The organism is Clostridium tyrobutyricum DSM 2637 = ATCC 25755 = JCM 11008 (assembly GCF_000359585.1).
GTDB classification, from domain to species: Bacteria; Bacillota; Clostridia; order Clostridiales; family Clostridiaceae; genus Clostridium_B; species Clostridium_B tyrobutyricum.
Map to the genome: position 1 here is coordinate 83,601 of NZ_APMH01000012.1, position 16,845 is coordinate 100,445.

General features: G+C 33.0%; 16 protein-coding genes and 1 riboswitch. Of the genes, 6 read left to right on the top strand and 10 right to left on the bottom strand.

The window, feature by feature from the left end; all coding sequences use genetic code 11:
• Positions 1-6: 6 nt before the first annotated feature.
• Together J418_RS0107195 and J418_RS0107200 are read right to left on the bottom strand one after the other, a co-directional pair.
• Positions 7-1,380, bottom strand: coding sequence for an ATP-binding protein (locus tag J418_RS0107195; RefSeq protein ID WP_017752594.1), 1,374 nt, complete (start codon positions 1,378-1,380; stop codon positions 7-9).
• A 106-nt stretch (positions 1,381-1,486) separates the two neighbouring features.
• On the bottom strand, positions 1,487-2,086 hold the full coding sequence (locus J418_RS0107200; RefSeq protein WP_017752593.1) for a nitroreductase family protein: 600 nt from the start codon (positions 2,084-2,086) through the stop codon (positions 1,487-1,489).
• Between the two features lie 170 nt (positions 2,087-2,256).
• On the opposite strand from J418_RS0107200, the gene J418_RS0107205 reads away from it, so the two are divergent.
• Together J418_RS0107205 and J418_RS0107210 are read left to right on the top strand one after the other, a co-directional pair.
• A complete protein-coding gene (locus tag J418_RS0107205) occupies positions 2,257-2,679 on the top strand; it encodes a hypothetical protein (RefSeq protein ID WP_017752592.1) in 423 nt (140 codons plus the stop codon).
• A 164-nt stretch (positions 2,680-2,843) separates the two neighbouring features.
• The gene (locus J418_RS0107210; RefSeq protein ID WP_017752591.1) at positions 2,844-3,416 is read left to right on the top strand and encodes a xanthine phosphoribosyltransferase; all 573 of its coding nucleotides are present in this window, start codon (positions 2,844-2,846) and stop codon (positions 3,414-3,416) included.
• Between the two features lie 69 nt (positions 3,417-3,485).
• On the opposite strand, the gene J418_RS0107215 is transcribed toward J418_RS0107210, so the two are convergent.
• Entirely contained in the window at positions 3,486-4,259 is a 774-nt protein-coding gene (locus J418_RS0107215; protein WP_017895245.1) for an SDR family NAD(P)-dependent oxidoreductase, read from the bottom strand.
• Positions 4,260-4,467: 208 nt separating this feature from the next.
• On the opposite strand from J418_RS0107215, the gene J418_RS0107220 reads away from it, so the two are divergent.
• The 4 genes from J418_RS0107220 to lipA all read left to right on the top strand — a co-directional run bounded on the left by J418_RS0107220 (position 4,468) and on the right by lipA (position 8,687).
• Positions 4,468-6,081, top strand: a complete 1,614-nt coding sequence (locus J418_RS0107220; protein ID WP_017895246.1) for a glycosyltransferase 87 family protein — start codon at positions 4,468-4,470, stop codon at positions 6,079-6,081.
• 2 nt (positions 6,082-6,083) lie between these two features.
• Entirely contained in the window at positions 6,084-6,962 is an 879-nt protein-coding gene (galU, locus tag J418_RS0107225) for a UTP--glucose-1-phosphate uridylyltransferase GalU (RefSeq protein WP_017895247.1), read from the top strand.
• 173 nt (positions 6,963-7,135) lie between these two features.
• Positions 7,136-7,834: a lipoyl(octanoyl) transferase LipB gene (lipB, locus tag J418_RS0107230; protein ID WP_017895248.1), complete on the top strand. Its 699-nt coding sequence runs from the start codon at positions 7,136-7,138 to the stop codon at positions 7,832-7,834.
• On the top strand, positions 7,818-8,687 hold the full coding sequence (gene lipA, locus J418_RS0107235) for a lipoyl synthase (RefSeq protein WP_017895249.1): 870 nt from the start codon (positions 7,818-7,820) through the stop codon (positions 8,685-8,687). Before lipB ends, lipA begins: the two co-directional genes overlap by 17 nt.
• A gap of 39 nt (positions 8,688-8,726) precedes the next feature.
• Here lipA and J418_RS0107240 read toward each other — a convergent pair whose 3' ends face one another.
• From J418_RS0107240 to J418_RS0107270, 7 genes are all read right to left on the bottom strand, one after another.
• Complete coding sequence (locus J418_RS0107240; RefSeq protein WP_017895250.1) at positions 8,727-9,248, bottom strand: protein kinase family protein; 522 nt, start codon at positions 9,246-9,248, stop codon at positions 8,727-8,729.
• 92 nt (positions 9,249-9,340) lie between these two features.
• The gene (pflA, locus tag J418_RS0107245) at positions 9,341-10,081 is read right to left on the bottom strand and encodes a pyruvate formate-lyase-activating protein (RefSeq protein WP_017895251.1); all 741 of its coding nucleotides are present in this window, start codon (positions 10,079-10,081) and stop codon (positions 9,341-9,343) included.
• Positions 10,082-10,084: 3 nt separating this feature from the next.
• Complete coding sequence (pflB, locus tag J418_RS0107250) at positions 10,085-12,316, bottom strand: formate C-acetyltransferase (protein ID WP_017895252.1); 2,232 nt, start codon at positions 12,314-12,316, stop codon at positions 10,085-10,087.
• Positions 12,317-12,461: 145 nt separating this feature from the next.
• Positions 12,462-12,540, bottom strand: a riboswitch (ZMP/ZTP riboswitch).
• Between the two features lie 89 nt (positions 12,541-12,629).
• A complete protein-coding gene (bioB, locus tag J418_RS0107255) occupies positions 12,630-13,616 on the bottom strand; it encodes a biotin synthase BioB (RefSeq protein ID WP_017895253.1) in 987 nt (328 codons plus the stop codon).
• 190 nt (positions 13,617-13,806) lie between these two features.
• Positions 13,807-15,927, bottom strand: coding sequence for a ferrous iron transport protein B (feoB, locus tag J418_RS0107260; protein ID WP_017895254.1), 2,121 nt, complete (start codon positions 15,925-15,927; stop codon positions 13,807-13,809).
• Positions 15,927-16,166 carry a FeoA family protein gene (locus tag J418_RS0107265; RefSeq protein WP_017752580.1) on the bottom strand — a complete coding sequence of 80 codons (240 nt, stop codon included), beginning with the start codon at positions 16,164-16,166 and terminating at the stop codon, positions 15,927-15,929. The genes feoB and J418_RS0107265 overlap by 1 nt, the downstream gene beginning before the upstream one ends.
• Before the next feature lie 435 nt (positions 16,167-16,601).
• On the bottom strand, positions 16,602-16,845 hold a 244-nt coding region (locus J418_RS0107270), incomplete at its 5' end, for a hypothetical protein (protein WP_017895255.1).

Genomic DNA, 16,845 nt, shown 5'->3' on the forward strand with positions numbered 1-16,845 from the left:
CCTTTTCTATTCTTTATCTAATGTGAGTTCATCGCCAACAAGCTTGTGTCCCTCAAGCCAGTCAATAAACTGTACTGCAGTCCTTGCAGATCTTCCATTATACCACATTTCCCATTTATTGGCCTCTCTATGTAGTATCTCTTTATCTATATCTATTTTTCTTCTATTTGCAAGTCCATCTACAATTTCAAGATACTCCTTTTTGTCAGGAGATGAAAATAGTACATTTATACCAAATCTGTCTGCAAGAGAAAGTTTCTCCTGTTTACTATCTGATACATGCAATTCATCACTATCTTGTTCCCTGTCACTAAAGTATTCTTTTACAAGATGTCTTCTATTTGAGGTAGCATATATCAGGATATTACTTGATCTGCTTTCAAGACCACCTTCAAGTACTGACTTAAGCGTAGTATAACTCTCTTCATTATCTCCAAATACAAGATCGTCTATAAATACTATAAATTTTTGAGATCTATTTTTAAGATTCCTTATTATCTCTGGGAAATCTACAATATAAGCTTTAGGAAGTTCTATCATTCTAAGTCCCTCTGCATAGTACTTGTTAAGTATGGCTTTTACTGTTGATGATTTACCTGTACCCCTGTCCCCATGAAGCAGTACATTGTTGGAACTAAATCCCTTTAAAAACTGAAGGGTATTTTCTATAACTACGGATCTTTCATCTTTGTAACCTATCAATTGTGAAAGTTGGATTGGATCCGGATTGCTTATGCCCTTAAACTGTCCCTTTCCATCAATATGATCCCAAGCAAAAGCTCTATATTTGGCAAATTCTCCACATCCATAGTTTCCGTGGAAATTCTTAAGGTCATCAACACATTTGTCCCAGTTATCGCTGTTGTAAAATTTTTCCTTTATTGCCTTTATGTATTCAACAACCTCATCAGACTTTAGAGTTTTCTCTGTATCCCATTCTGGAAATGCATTGACGACAAATTTATAATTGCTGTCTTCAAGAGATTTTGAAAGTCCATCTTTTATAATCCTGCCTTTAAATCTAGCTACTATTTGAAGGTTCTTAAGATCATTTTTTACAGCATTTTCTATGTCCTTTTGTCCTTCATATGGTTTGTTGAACTGTTGTTTGATTGAAAAAGGATTTTCATCAAATACAATTTTATTTACTATATAATTTTCCAGGGAATTTGATCCGCTCTGTGCCAGCTTAAAAAAGAAATCATTGTACAAATCAGCTGTATTATCCAAATCCACCTTTTCTCCAGTTACATAGTCAAGAAGTACATACAAACTGCCTATTACCTTGTCCTTAAGCAAATTTCTATAAATAGAAATTGAATTTAGTGCCAATTTTGCATTTTCTACTTCAAAACTGGTCCGAAAGTTTACGTTATGCATAAAATGCCTCCTAAAGTATTATAAATATATTTAAATATATTTTAACACACTAAATTAAAAAAGGCACTCTCTAATGCTAGAAAGCACCTTGTAATACACTCATATTTTATTTGAACACTTTTATCCTATCTTCCAGTGGTAAAAAATCCTTTTTGTCCGCTGGAGAAATTATATTTCCAAAAGGCATCTGTGCAATAAGTTGCCAATCTTCAGGTATGTCATATGTTTTTCTTACTTCATTGTCTATTAGAGGATTATAATGCTGTACTGAAGCTCCAAGCCCTTCAACTTCAAGGGAAGTCCATATTATATATTGAAGAATTCCTGAAGCCTGCTGGGACCAGATAGGGAAATTGTTCTTGTATGTTGCAAATTGCTTCTGAAGATTTTTTACAACATCCTGATCTTCAAAATATAAGATAGTTCCATATCCATTTTTAAAAGAATTTATCTTTTCTTCTGTTCCAGAAAAACTTTCTGCAGGAACTATCTTTTTAAGCTCAGCTTTTGTAATATCCCATAATTTATCGTGATATTCATCCAAAAGTACAACCACCCTGGAGCTTTGAGAATTAAATGCTGAAGGAGAATTTTTTACCGCCCTGTTGACCAATTTCAGTATTTTATCATGAGAAACTACTTTTTCCTTTCCTATAGCATATATACTACGTCTGCTTTCCAATGCTTCATGAAAACTTTTACTCATAATTCTACACCTCCAAATTGTATTCAAAAACAAACTAATTTATATACTAATATTGTATACTAATACTTAAATATTTTAAATATTGTTTTATGGGAAACTTAAATTTTATTGTAACTATACATATAAAACTTACATATTAATAAATAGAAGCAAGGAATAGGAGTTATGAAATGTACGATTTTAGATATGACAAATATGAACCGGAATATACTGTACCTTATATTCAGTTTATTCCAGTGCCCGTATTTATGCCAAGACAGCCCGGTGGAATTTATGGCAGGCCCACAGGGCGGCCACCTCAAGGTGGAATATCAGGTTCCGGCATGCCTCCTGGGCCTCCTCCATCCAAAGCACCCGCAAAGCGTCCACCCAAGCAGGGGGGGCCTGGTCAACAAGCTAAATCAATAGATGGTTCTTCTCTAAAACCATGTAGATTCAAATATGTGTATATTTGGCCAAAAAGAGGCCCTGGATTCTGGGCATGGTTGATTAATATAGGGAGAAACTCCATATCAGGTTACAGGTGGTATAGAGGCAGATGGGCATATTTTGGAATGGATCTAAAACAGATAGATAGCTTTTTATGTTATTAACAGTTTTAAAAACAAAACCGGGTGTATTCATCCGGTTTTGTTTTTGTGCAAAATTTATTCTATACCTTTATAATAAAAAATGTTATACTTTTGATATATAATAACTCGTATTTTGTCGATTAACTATTAAATTATTATAAAAATTGAGGTAGGTGCTTTTAGTCTTGGAAACATTACGTAATAAAATTTTAAAATATGGACATGCAATAGATGAAAATATTTTAAAAGTGGACTCATTTTTAAATCATCAGGTAGATCCAAATTTGATGTATGATATAGGAACTAATTTTAAAAATTATTTTAAAGATAAAAATATTACAAAGGTATTTACTATTGAAAGTTCTGGAATAGCTCCTGCAGTTATGACTGCACTTCAGATGAACATACCTATGGTTACATTGAAGAAAAATACATCAAAGATTTTAAATGATGACTTTTATCAAACAACTATACATTCATTTACAAAAGAGATAGATTATACTCTGACTTTATCAAAAAAATACATAACATCTAAAGACAACATATTAATTGTAGATGATTTCCTTGCAAATGGCGAAGCTGCATCTGGAGCTTGCAGACTTGTAGAAGAAATTGGAGCAAAAGTAGCTGGAATAGGTATAGTTATAGAAAAATCATTCCAGCCAGGACGTAAATTATTAGATGACAAAGGCTATGATGTATACTCACTTGCTCGTATTTCCAAGCTTGGAAAAGGTCTAATTGAATTTATAAAGTAGCTGCTGATTTCCCTATAACAACTGATATTATGTCAGTTGTTATAGTTTTTATGCAAAATTATGTTAATCTCATCTACTGTTTTTCAGCCACTTTTCAAATTTATCTGCCTGTATATTTTCGTATATGCAATAAACAAGAGGAAATATTCTATTTAGCACTTCAGAAATACTATAAAAAACAGATGGATATATGGAATCCTTATCCTTTTCTATGCCTTTTATTATCTTATCTGCAACTTTTGAAGGAGACTGTACAGGCCATGGCATTGGTGCGTTTTTCCCTCCAGCCTTTCTAAAAAATTTAGTGTTGGTAGCTACAGGATAAGCCAGTGCAAGTTTTCCTCTATTTTTCATCTCATACCTGTAGGTCCTTGCAAATTGATGAATAGCTGATTTAGCTGAACAATACAGTGTATAACCAGGCAACGCCACATTATGTACGGCTGAACAGGTTATTACCATAAAATATTCTTTCTTGCCATTAATTGCTTTCATCTTCTGTGCAGAATATATTGGGGACAATACATCCGTGTCGTATATTCTCTTGTTATGCTCCCAGTCCGGCTCTATTATTTCTTCACAATATGCAAAGCCTGCATTGGCTATAAAAATATCAACTTTTCCAAGTTTGTGAAGTGCAAATTCAAATAACTCATCTACTTTTTCACTTTTTGATATATCACAGGAAAATGGGATTACCTTTTCTCCATAGCTATCTATTGTATCCACATTTCTAGCTACTGCTATTATCCTGACATCATATCGTTGAAGTTTTTCAAGCAGTTCCCTCCCTATTCCAGAAGATGCACCAGTTAATATTATGTTTTTGCCATCTATATTCATTTATATTATCACTTCTCTCCAATATATATTATATACCATAGATAATAAATCTATTTAAATATAATGCTGTATTTATATTTAATATACCATAATGCATCATCAGTGTAGTTAAAATTATATTAACAAAATTTACAGAACTTTTTAAGGATATTTTAAGTTTCTTTAGTGAAAATATATCTATACTCAATTAATGGAAGGAGCACAAAATATGCGAAAGGCATTTTTCAAAGAACATATTGTTCAAATAGGATTAATTTTAATACTACTGATATCTTTATTCACTTGCATATACAGTATATCCAATTACAAATCCAGTACAAATACAAACAAAATGGCAGTTAATCAAAATATGCCTGCCAACCAGGATAAAAATAATATGAGAGCAAAGGGGCATAGATCAAATTTTTCAAATAAAAATACCAGCTTTCCAACTAAGAGTCCTCAACAACATAATAATACACAGCTGCATAATGGTACACAAAGAAACATGAATAGAGGTTTTGGAAATACAAATAATAAATATGCACCGGTCCTTACTCTGTATTTTGTATTATTTTTAATACTCTTTATAATAATGTATCGATTATTTATCAATAAGAAATTGAACTTCAGTCTTACAAATAAGAAATTATCAATTGCTCTACTGCTATGCATAGGAGCATTGATAAGAATATCTCTTTCAACAGTAATGGAAGGTTACAGTGGAGACATGATGCTGTTCAATAACTGGGCATCAAGTGCAGCTAAGAATTTTGCAAATTTTTATTCAAGTGCCAATTCAAGTGACTATCCTCCTCTATACATATATATATTGTTTTTAATAGGCAAACTTACAAGTATAAGTGGATTGAGTTTATATTACTCCATACTTTTAAAACTTCCATCCATAATAGCCGATATAGGAACAGCTTATTTAATATATAGATTGGCCAAAAAATACATTTCCGTGGAATCAGGCTTATTATTAAGTGTATTTTATATATTCAATCCGGCAGTTTTTATAGATTCAACTCTATGGGGACAGGTAGATTCTTTCTTTGCACTACTAATAGTAATTTCAGTATTTTTAATATGTGAAGGAAAAGCTGTTTTTTCGTCTGTGATATTCACCCTATCAGTACTTATGAAACCTCAAGGGATAATATTTTTACCTGTTTTACTTTTCGAGATCATAAGAAGACGGAACATAGGATTATTTATAAAGTGCTTAATTTCCGCTATTGCAGCTGCTGTAGTTGTCATATTACCATTTTCCAGCGGACAAAGCATACTATGGATCTTCAAACTGTATTCAAAAACCATATCTGAGTATCCATATGCATCTGTGAATGGTTTTAATTTCTATAGTCTTATAGGGGCAAATTATGAACAAAGTTCAAATACATTCTTCATTTTCAGTTATGGCACATGGGGAATTATTGCAATCACAGCTATAACTTTGTTATCACTGTATATATACATTAAAAATAAAAATAGAGAATTTGCATTTGCTGCAGCTCTAGTTCAAATTTCAGGAGTCTTCACATTTTCAACAGGCATGCATGAAAGATATTTATTTCCTGCTTTGGTACTGGCAATTTTAAGCTATGTATATTTAAAAGATAAACGATTCTTTGTATTGTTTCTAGGATACAGTATTACAATCTATGGGAATATCTATTATATTCTGTTTGGAAAATCAGGTATTATGAACTCAAATTCCCATAGTATGCTGTCTGATGGTATTTCACTTTTGAATATAATATTGTTTATATATCTGATAAAAATATTGATTGATATAACCAAAAAAAATAAATTATTAAACCTAGAAAGGATTGAATAATTATGAGTATAAAAAAAGCTATAATTCCGGCTGCAGGACTGGGAACGAGATTTTTACCTGCTACAAAATCGCAACCTAAGGAAATGCTTCCGATTGTGGATAAACCAACCATTCAGTATATAGTTGAGGAAGCTGTTGCTTCTGGAATTGAAGAAATATTGATAATAACCGGTAGAAATAAAAGATCTATTGAGGATCATTTCGACAAATCCATGGAATTGGAAAATGAATTAAAAAACAAGGGCAAAAATGATCTTTTAAAAATTGTCAGAGATATTTCAAACATGGCTGATATATACTATATAAGACAAAAAGAGCCTAAAGGTCTAGGACATGCCATAGGTCTTGCCAAAAGTTTTATAGATAAGAGTCCCTTTGCTGTTATGCTTGGAGATGACATAGTAGACTCCACAACTCCCTGCTTAAAACAACTTATGAAATGCCATGACAAGTACAATTCTTCTATACTTGGAGTACAGCACGTAGAAAAAGATGCTGTATCCAAGTATGGGATCATAAGCGGCAGTAAAATTGAAGACAGGGTATACAAAATTGAAGACCTTATAGAAAAACCAAGTATTGAAAAAGCTCCTTCTAATATAGCTATTCTTGGACGATATATAATTACACCGGAGATATTTAATATAATAGAAAACACCAAACCTGACAAAAGTGGTGAAATACAATTGACAGATGCACTGAGGGAATTGTCAAAGCATGAGGAAATACATGCATATTCCTTTGAAGGTCAGAGATTTGATGCAGGAGATAAATTCGGATTTTTACAGGCAAATATACACTATGCATTAAAAAAAGATAAATTAAGAAATAAACTTATTAAATACATGGAAAATATCATGCCTCAAAATTGTCTTAAATAGATTTTAGAAATAATATCAAAATGGGAATTAATAATAAAATTTCCCATTTTGGTATTATTTTTTCCCATAATTGCACTTTGATTTAATCTTGCATATGTATAATCCTCTTTATGTAAATGTTTTGATATTGGCGTGATTTATGCTTGTTTTAAATAAGTAAAGAAGGTGTTTATATGAGGACATGTTATGTAACAGAATTTAAAAATTTAATAGGCTACAAAGATGGTTTGGAATTACAGAATAGAGCCTTTAAATTCGTAGTACAAAATAATATGGATGGAATTTTATTACTGCTTCAGCACAAACCAGTAATTACAATTGGTAAAAGTGGTGGAATTGATAATTTACTTGTTTCTAGGAAAGCTTTAAATAGATTTGGAATTGAACTATATAAATCTTCAAGAGGTGGGAATATTACCTATCACGGTCCAGGGCAACTTGTTGCCTACCCCATATTGAATCTTGGCAAGTTTCAGAAAGATGCTCACTGGTATTTGAGGCAGCTGGAAACAGTAGTTATGAATACAGTAAGATATTATGGAGTAAAAGCTGGAATAAAGCCAAAATATACTGGAGTATGGGTAGGGAATCAAAAAATTGCAGCAATAGGTGTAGGAATAAGAAAGTGGATAACAAAGCACGGCTTTGCCCTCAATATATGTGTAAATAAAGATCATTTCAAATTGATAACTCCCTGCGGTATAAGTGAATTCGGTATATGTTCTCTGGAGGATTTCATACGTAATCCAGACTATAATGGAATTGTATCAAATATTAAAGAAAGTTTTAAAGATGTTTTCAGTACAGAGCTGATTGATAAAAGCACAATAAAAGATTGGAAGGGAAGTGAGTACATTGAATACAAGGCCTGAGTGGTTGAAAATGAAAGCTCCTGACTCTGATGTACTTGATAAAATGGAAAAAATATTTCAAAATCTTTCTCTTCATACTGTCTGCGAAAGTGCCATATGCCCTAATATAGGTAAATGCTTCAAGAGTGGAACTGCAACTTTCATGATTATGGGAGGAACATGTACAAGAAATTGCAGATTTTGTGCTGTTACCAAAGGAATACCCTCTGCCCTGGATGAAAATGAACCTGAAAATGTAGCACTGGCAAGTAAAAAATTAGGTCTTAGGCACATAGTTGTAACCTCAGTTACAAGAGATGATTTGGAAGATGGAGGTGCAGAGCATTTTGTTAAAACTGTAAAACAGCTTCGAAAATACAATCCAAATTCAACTGTAGAACTCTTAATACCGGATTTAAAGGGAAACTGGAGTGCACTAAAAAAAATAGTTGAATGCAAACCTGATATAATAAACCACAATATTGAAACTGTTTCGTGTCTTTACAGCAAAGTAAGGCCAATGGCAGTATACAAGAGATCAATTGAACTTCTACATCAAGTAAAATCCATGGATAACAGCATATACACTAAATGCGGTATAATGGTGGGACTGGGGGAAAGTGAAGAACAGGTTGTTGAAGTTATGGATGATCTTATAAAAGTGAATTGTGATATTCTCACTATAGGTCAATACCTAAGGCCGTCCAAACGGCATCTGCCTGTCAAAGAATATATAACTCCGGAAATTTTTAAGAAATATAAGACTATAGCATTAAAAAAAGGATTCAAATTTGCAGCATCCGGTCCTTATGTTAGAAGTTCCTATCAGGCTTCCATAGGAATTGATACTGTTAAAAGATATGGTTCCAATTAAGCAAAACCTGCATAATTATTGGATTATGCAGGTTTATTTTTATTTATAATCCCAGTGTAAATCTGGTCTTTCTTTTTTTAGTATTTTCATGAATTTTTCAAGAAGACCCATACTTTTCAGCTTTCTTAGAAATGCTTTTGGGTATGGAATATCTTCTTCATAACTTTTCCTTGGATCTATCAACATCAATGTACCATCTTTTTGTACAAATAGATGTGGAAATCTAATTTCCAATTTTTTAAATCCAAGCATTTTCATATGGTCAAATAAATCTGCTATATTTATAACAAAAGATCTTTTTATCCCATGTTTTTTTATATAATCATAAACATTGGTTCCACCTACATATTCCCTGATTATATAATGTGTTCCAAGCTTGTATACTCTTGGGAAATATGGGCTTCCTTCTACTGATTTTAATATATCAAATTCAGCTTTACAGCTGTGTGAGCTTTTAAATATTTTTATAATTTTGCCATCCGGCATTAAATAAACTTTTCCACTATGACCATGTCCTAAATATACACATTGTTTCAAGTCAACTGGAATTGATACTTTCAAATTATCACCTCCTTTGTTTTTATGTAATATAAAAACAAAGGATTAATCGACAGATTAAAAATATCTGTCCTCTAACATACTATTAAAGTTGTTTAAATTGTGATACTTTTATTTTTATTGATTTTTTCTACAACATATTTTTGAAATTCCAGGGCTCTTTTCTTATCCATTGGCTTGACACCTTTAAACCTGTATTCCACACCTAATTTTTCATATTTGTTTACTCCCATAGTATGATATGGTAAAATTTCAAATTTCTCCAGTTTATTTGATTTAACAGAGTTTTCTATTATATGGACTATTTTATCCATGCATTCATAATTGTCAGTTACACCTGGAACCATTACGTGCCTTATCCACAATTTTGCATTTGAATTATTAACTTCCTTTAGGAAATCATAAAACTCCTGAATATTTCCACCTGTAAGTTCTTTATATCCAGCATCATCAATATGTTTTATATCAAGCATTACAAGATCCGTATATTTTAAAATTTCCTTATAATTTCCTTTTCCAAACCCAGATGTATCAACTATGGTATTTATTCCATTTTCCCTGCATAGTTTTAAAAATTCAATTAAGAATTCAGGCTGCATTAGAGGGTCACCTCCAGAACAGGTAACTCCCCCTCCTGACTTTTCAAAATAGACTCTGTATCTTTCAACTTTTTCAAGAAGCTGCTCTGCACTAATGTCCTCTCCGGCATCCAGTTTCCATGTATCAGGATTATGACAAAAAGCACACCTAAGTCTGCAGCCCTGGAAAAATACAACTACCCTTATTCCAGGTCCATCAACCAGTCCCATGGTTTCTATAGAATGAATCCTGCCCATAAACTAAACCCTCTCATGGAAAGTTCTGTGTATTACTTCCATCTGTTGTTCCCTATTCAGCTTTACAAAGTGAACCGCATATCCTGAAACTCTTATAGTCAGTGTAGGGTACTTCTCTGGATTGTCTACTGCATCTAAAAGTGTTTTCCTGTTCATTACATTTACATTCAGATGATGTGCACCTTTTGAAAAATATCCATCTAGGATTGAAACAAGATTGTCAACCCTGTTGTTCTCATCTTTTCCAAGAGCATCAGGAACAATTGAGAATGTATTTGAAACACCATCCTGACATACGGATCTATATGGTATTTTGGCTACAGAATTCAAAGATGCAAGTGCCCCTTCTTTATCTCTTCCATGCATTGGGTTGGCTCCTGGAGCAAGTGGTTCTCCAGATTTTCTTCCATCCGGTGTAGTTCCAGTCTTTTTACCATACATTACATTGGAAGTTATAGTAAGAGCCGACAAAGTATGTTCCGCATTTCTGTATGCTTCTGTCTTTCTAAGTTCACTTATAAATTTATTTACAATTTCAACTGCTATGTCATCTACCCTGTCATCATCATTACCGTATTTAGGAAAATCTCCTTCAACTTCAAAGTCTACAGCAATACCCTGTTCATTTCTTATTGGTTTTACACTGGCATATTTTATTGCACTTAATGAATCTGCTGCAACAGAAAGTCCTGCTATACCGCAAGCAAGAAATCTATGAACTTCTGTGTCATGGAGTGCCATAAGTGCAGCTTCATAAGCATATTTGTCATGCATATAGTGAATCAAGTTAAGGGTATTAACATAAAGTTTTGCTACATATTCCATAACTTTAAAATAACTCTTTTTAACTTTGTCATAGTCAAGTATTTCATCATCCATTTTATCTATATGCGGTACTATTTTTTGGAATTTTTTCTCGTCAACTCCTCCATTTATAGCATAGAGAAGAGACTTAGCAAGATTGCACCTGGCTCCGAAAAACTGCATCTGTTTTCCTACTGCCATAGCTGATACACAGCATGCTATAGCATAGTCATCTCCATATATAGGTCTCATCACATCATCATTTTCATACTGAACTGCATCTGTTTCTATAGATATTCTGCTGCAGTACTTTTTAAATGGTTCTGGAAGATTTTCAGACCATAATACAGTCATATTTGGTTCTGGAGCAGGCCCCAGATTTATAAGTGTATTTAAAAATCTATAAGAATTTTTAGTAACCAATGTCCTGCCGTCGATTCCCATACCACCTATGGATTCAGTAACCCAATTAGGATCTCCTGCAAATAGTTCATTGTATTCAGGTGTTCTAAGATGTCTTTCAAGCCTTAGTTTAATTACAAACTGGTCTATTAGCTCCTGTGCACCCTGCTCACTTATTATTCCCGCTTTTAAATCCCTGTCTATATAGATATCCAAAAACGTTGAAACTCTTCCAAGTGACATTGCTGCACCATTATTCTCCTTTATTCCTGCAAGATATCCAAAATAAGTAAACTGTACAGCTTCTTTTGCATTCGCCGCAGGATCTGATATATCTATTCCATAACGTGATGCCATGTTCTTTATCTTTTTAAGTGCCTTGACCTGCTCTGCTACTTCTTCTCTCCTTCTTATTAAAGTTTCATCCATATCACCTTTTAAGGCCTTTAAATCACTTTTCTTCATTTCTATTAAATAATCTATACCGTATAGAGCTATTCTTCTAAAATCACCTATTATTCTTCCCCTGCCATAGGCATCAGGAAGTCCAGTTAATAATCCAACATGTCTTGCCGCTTTCATTTCTTCCGTGTATGCATCAAATACAGCTTCATTATGTGTCTTTCTATATTTTGTAAATATATCATGCATTTCATCATCTACTTTATATCCATAGTCTTCAAGTGCCTCTTGAGCCATTCTTATTCCCCCGAAAGGATTGACCATTCTCTTAAGTGGAGCATCAGTTTGAAGCCCGAATACTACCTCATTTTCTTTATCTATATATCCAGGTTTAAAGTTGTCAACACCAGATACTGTTTTAGTATCTACATCTAAAACTCCGCCTTTTTTAATTTCTTGTAAAATCAGTTTTTCCGATTTTTCCCATATGTTTTTAGTTTTAAGAGTAGGAGATGTTAAAAAGCTTTCATCACCACCATAAGGCTTGTAGTTTTTCTGTATAAAATTTCTCACATCAATATTTTCTGTCCATGCACCATCACTAAAATTATTCCATTGGTTTTTCATAATATTTCTCCTTTTAAAAATATTTTTACTATTTTGCATAGCATTATGAAAGTTATACTAAAATTGTGTAGTTTTATTTGTACAAGTAACACAATTCAACTACAATTTATAATATTTTAAACAAAAAGACCGACTGTCTGGACTTTTTGTTTGCCCAGGCGGTCGGCTTTTAAAAATCGTACTCCCTGTGGTTATATCCACTTCCGCCGGTTATACGACTCATTTATTATCAAATCTATTGTAAATATAAATTATCATATTCTTTTAATTATGTCAATACAAATTTTCAAATAGTTTGATTAATTCATTTATATCAATACTGCAGATTAAGATCTTTAAGCATGTCAAAATCTTTATTTACTCCCTGCCCATCTGTAGTGAGATAATCACCTATCAACATTCCATTTATACCTGATATAAAGCCAAGGGACTGTAAACTCTTTAGATTTTTCTCTCTTCCTCCCGCAAACCTCAAATTTTTATCCGGCATAATAAATCTCATTATTGCAAATGTCTTAATTATCTCCATAGGGCTAAGGGGCTTTAAACCTTCAAGCCTTGTTCCCTTTACAGGGTTCAGTATATTTATTGGAACTGCATCTACATCAAACTCTTTTAATAAGAATCCATGTTCAATACGCTGGTCCATACTTTCTCCCATGCCTATTATCATACCCGAGCATACTTCCATACCTACTTTTTTTGCATATCTTATAGTTTGAATTCTTTCGTCATAACCATGGGTGGATACAATATTTGTGAAAAAACTTCTTGCAGTTTCAAGGTTGTGATTATATCTTTCAACTCCTGCATATTTAAGCTGCTCAGCTGCATCCATGGTAAGAGTACCAAGGCATGCACATAATTTAAGGTTTGTTTCTTTTTTCATTCTCTTGAATGCATTTATTATGATTTTAAAATTCTTTTCCTGCCCCGTATATCCCAGACCACTTGTACATATATCACAGTGCTTTGCCCCTGCCTTTTCACGTCTGATTGCAGTTTCTACAATTTCATCTTCATCTATCATAGGATAACATTTTGCCGTCGTATGATGACGTGATGATTGTGCACAAAATGCACAGTCTTCAGAACAATTTCCTGACTTTGCATTTATAACTGAACATAAATCCACATTGTTTCCATTGTATTTTTCTCTTATCTTGTTTGCAAAGCTGCACAGTAAAATTGTATCGCTGTCATTTGCATCCCCAAGCATCAAGGCATCCTCATATGTAATATTTCCACCCTGAAGAATACTCTGTCCTATTTTTAATATATCATTCCATAATTCATTCATAACTTTATCTCCCTACATTAAATATATTTGTCAACTATTTGTTGAATTTTAGTTTACAATATTATTATAAATGCAAACTGACAATATATCAATACATTGATTTTTATTTACAAGCTAATCTATATTTTTTAAATAGTAAATAAAAAATAACCTCAGATAAATTAATTATTACCTGAAGTTATTTTTAATTTTAATACAGTCCCGTAAGCTTGGCAAATGACGTAGTTATAAAGCATACTATAATTGCTATACACGTAGGAAGTGCAGCAGATAGTGCCATCCATTTGATACTTCCAGTTTCCTTTTTTATTGTCAAAAGTGTTGTAGCACAAGGCCAGTGCAGTAGACAAAACAATAGTACATTCAATGCAGTGAGATATGTCCAGCCATGGGAAACAAGTATCCGTCTAAGAGAATCTATACTTTGAAAATCAGTCATAGAACCTATGGAAAGATACGACATAATGAGAATCGGCAGCACTATTTCATTTGCCGGTATTCCAAGTATAAATGCCATAAGTATATATCCATCAAGTCCAAGTAGATTTGCAAAAGGTTGAAGAAAAGCTGCAGCGTGTCCTATAATACTTAAGTTACCAATATAAGTATTGGCAAGTATCCATGTAATTACACCTGCAGGGGCTGCAACAACAACTGCCCTTGCAAGTACAAATATTGTCCTGTCAATAATGGATGTATATATTACTCTAGCTATCTGAGGTCTTCTATATGGTGGAAGCTCAAGAGTAAAACTTGATGGATACCCTTTTAGAATTGTCTTGGATAATAAATGGGAAACTAATAACGTTATGACAACCCCAAGAACTACTATTCCCGTTACAGAAAGTGCAGGCAGAAGATTTGCAGCACCTGATTTTGATCCTGCAATTAAAAATACTGAAGAAATGGCAATCAGTGTAGGAAATCTTCCATTACATGGCATAAAATTGTTTGTCAATATAGCTATTAGTCTTTCCCTCGGTGATTCAATAATTCTACATCCAATAACACCTGCGGAATTACATCCAAGACCCATGCACATACTGAGGCACTGCTTTCCATGAGCACAAGCTTTTTTGAACAAATGGTCAAGGTTTAATGCAACTCTTGGTAAATACCCCAGATCTTCAAGTAATGTAAATAATGGAAAAAATATAGCCATAGGAGGCAGCATTACAGAAATCACCCATGCCATGGTTCTGTAAAGTCCAAGTACAAAAAGTCCGTAGAACCATTTTGGGACACCTAATTGCGTGCACCAAGCCGTGAGCACATCCTGAAATTTAAATAGTACATTTGACAACATGTCAGAAGGCACATTTGCACCTGAAATAGTTATCCATAATACAACTGCAAGTATACCTATCATAATTGGAATTCCAAAAACCCGTGATGTTATATAGTCGTCAATTACTCTATCTCTATTAACTTTACTTTTACCAATATATATACATTTATCCTTAACTTGTTCCGCTTTTTCATATATTTTGAAGGTAATATCCTCTCTTATCTGTTTTTTTGTATAATTGGATTTAATCATGTCTGCTGAATTTATAAGTATTTGTAGACCTTGTTTCTCAATCTTATTAAGTATTGTATCTGTAATGCCACTGTCCCCATCCAGTAATCTAAGTGAAATCCACCTTGGATCCAGCTTTTCTATTTTTTCACTTACTATAGGCTGAAGTTCATTGACCATTTTTTCTATATAATCCTGGTAAACAACTTTTTGTGGACATGGCTTAATTTCTCCAGATATTACTCTACTTATCGTATTTTTTAATTTATCTATTCCTATTCCATTTCTAGCTGCTGTAAACACTACAGGAATGCCAAGTTCCTTTTCAAGTTTATCTCTATATATTGTAATTTTCTTTCTATTTGCTTCATCTATAAGATTTACACATAAAATAACCTTGTCAGTCAGTTCCATAACTTGATATACTAAATTCAAATTTCTCTCAAGACATGTAGCATCAGTAACAACAATAACTGCATCGGAGTTTCCAAAACAAATAAAATCCCGAGCTATTTCTTCTTCTACAGATGAAGAAAAGAGAGAATAGGTACCAGGCAAATCTACCAGTATATGATGTGTACCATCTATACTAAACTCTCCCCTTGCATTAGTTACTGTCTTTCCTGGCCAATTTCCAGTATGTTGTTTTAATCCAGTTAAAGCATTAAAAACAGTACTCTTGCCAGTATTGGGATTCCCAGCCAGTGCAAAAACATGTTGCTTGTCCTTTTTATCTACTGAATACATTTCAGTTAAAGCATCAAATCCAGTTGATCGATAAGTAAGCCCCATTATCTTCCCCCTGAAAACATTGATACATTTATTAGACAGGCCTCATCTTCCCTTAGTGCAATCATTGCTCCTCTAATGTTATATACAGTAGGGTCCCCAGATGGACCTCTGCGTACCACTTCTACTTCAGAACCATTTGTAAGTCCTATTGCAAGCATTCTTTCTCTCAGCAGTCCTTTAGATCTTATACTATCCACTCTTACAAATTTACCTGTTTCCACATCACTAAGCTTTTTCATAAATTATCCCCTCTCAACTTAATTTAATAATATTTATAAAGTTTAATAAGTTTCACTGAACTAACTTTCACTAATATTAAACTATGCAAAAATAAGTTGAGATGTTAAAAAGTATTATTCCCCCAAGTCCAAACATGATATTATGGAAGTTAGTTTGAGTAAACATCCACGCACTTGCTAAAATTGCTATTATAGGTATACTAGTCCGAAATGTATCCAGAATATTCTCCATATTTTCATAATAATCCTTTTATTTATATTTTGCCCTTTCTACGATTTTATCTGCTTTAAAATCTCTATAACAATTCAATGCAGTACACAATTCATACTTTCTTATTATAAAGAAAGATTGTCATAATATACTGCATTTTGAAATAGAATTTATTGTATGATTTTCACAACATATTTTGGTTTATATTCATCACAACAACCTAATTATCTGTTACTCAATCCCTCAACTAATAGTATTATCCCTATAGCTAAATGAAATATCCATCCCAATACAGGTATCCATCCCAATGCATTACCTATAACACCAAGTATATGGCCTGTCCTGTTTTTGTATTCTCTTCCTGCTATAATTATCCCAACGATATGAAGTACAAATAATATAACCAATGGCATCCATGCATGTGCTACTATAAATATACCTCCTTGTATAATGTGGTTATAACATTCA

What these genes read in the sequence shown, in the direction of transcription:
- J418_RS0107195 (WP_017752594.1), bottom strand. Translation starts at nt 1,380, where the DNA reads ATGCATAACGTAAACTTTCGGACCAGTTTTGAAGTAGAAAATGCAAAA.
- J418_RS0107200 (WP_017752593.1), bottom strand. Translation starts at nt 2,086, where the DNA reads ATGAGTAAAAGTTTTCATGAAGCATTGGAAAGCAGACGTAGTATATAT.
- J418_RS0107205 (WP_017752592.1), top strand. Translation starts at nt 2,257, where the DNA reads ATGTACGATTTTAGATATGACAAATATGAACCGGAATATACTGTACCT.
- J418_RS0107215 (WP_017895245.1), bottom strand. Translation starts at nt 4,259, where the DNA reads ATGAATATAGATGGCAAAAACATAATATTAACTGGTGCATCTTCTGGA.
- J418_RS0107220 (WP_017895246.1), top strand. Translation starts at nt 4,468, where the DNA reads ATGCGAAAGGCATTTTTCAAAGAACATATTGTTCAAATAGGATTAATT.
- galU (WP_017895247.1), top strand. Translation starts at nt 6,084, where the DNA reads ATGAGTATAAAAAAAGCTATAATTCCGGCTGCAGGACTGGGAACGAGA.
- lipB (WP_017895248.1), top strand. Translation starts at nt 7,136, where the DNA reads ATGAGGACATGTTATGTAACAGAATTTAAAAATTTAATAGGCTACAAA.
- pflA (WP_017895251.1), bottom strand. Translation starts at nt 10,081, where the DNA reads ATGGGCAGGATTCATTCTATAGAAACCATGGGACTGGTTGATGGACCT.
- pflB (WP_017895252.1), bottom strand. Translation starts at nt 12,316, where the DNA reads ATGAAAAACCAATGGAATAATTTTAGTGATGGTGCATGGACAGAAAAT.
- bioB (WP_017895253.1), bottom strand. Translation starts at nt 13,616, where the DNA reads ATGAATGAATTATGGAATGATATATTAAAAATAGGACAGAGTATTCTT.
- feoB (WP_017895254.1), bottom strand. Translation starts at nt 15,927, where the DNA reads ATGGGGCTTACTTATCGATCAACTGGATTTGATGCTTTAACTGAAATG.
- J418_RS0107265 (WP_017752580.1), bottom strand. Translation starts at nt 16,166, where the DNA reads ATGAAAAAGCTTAGTGATGTGGAAACAGGTAAATTTGTAAGAGTGGAT.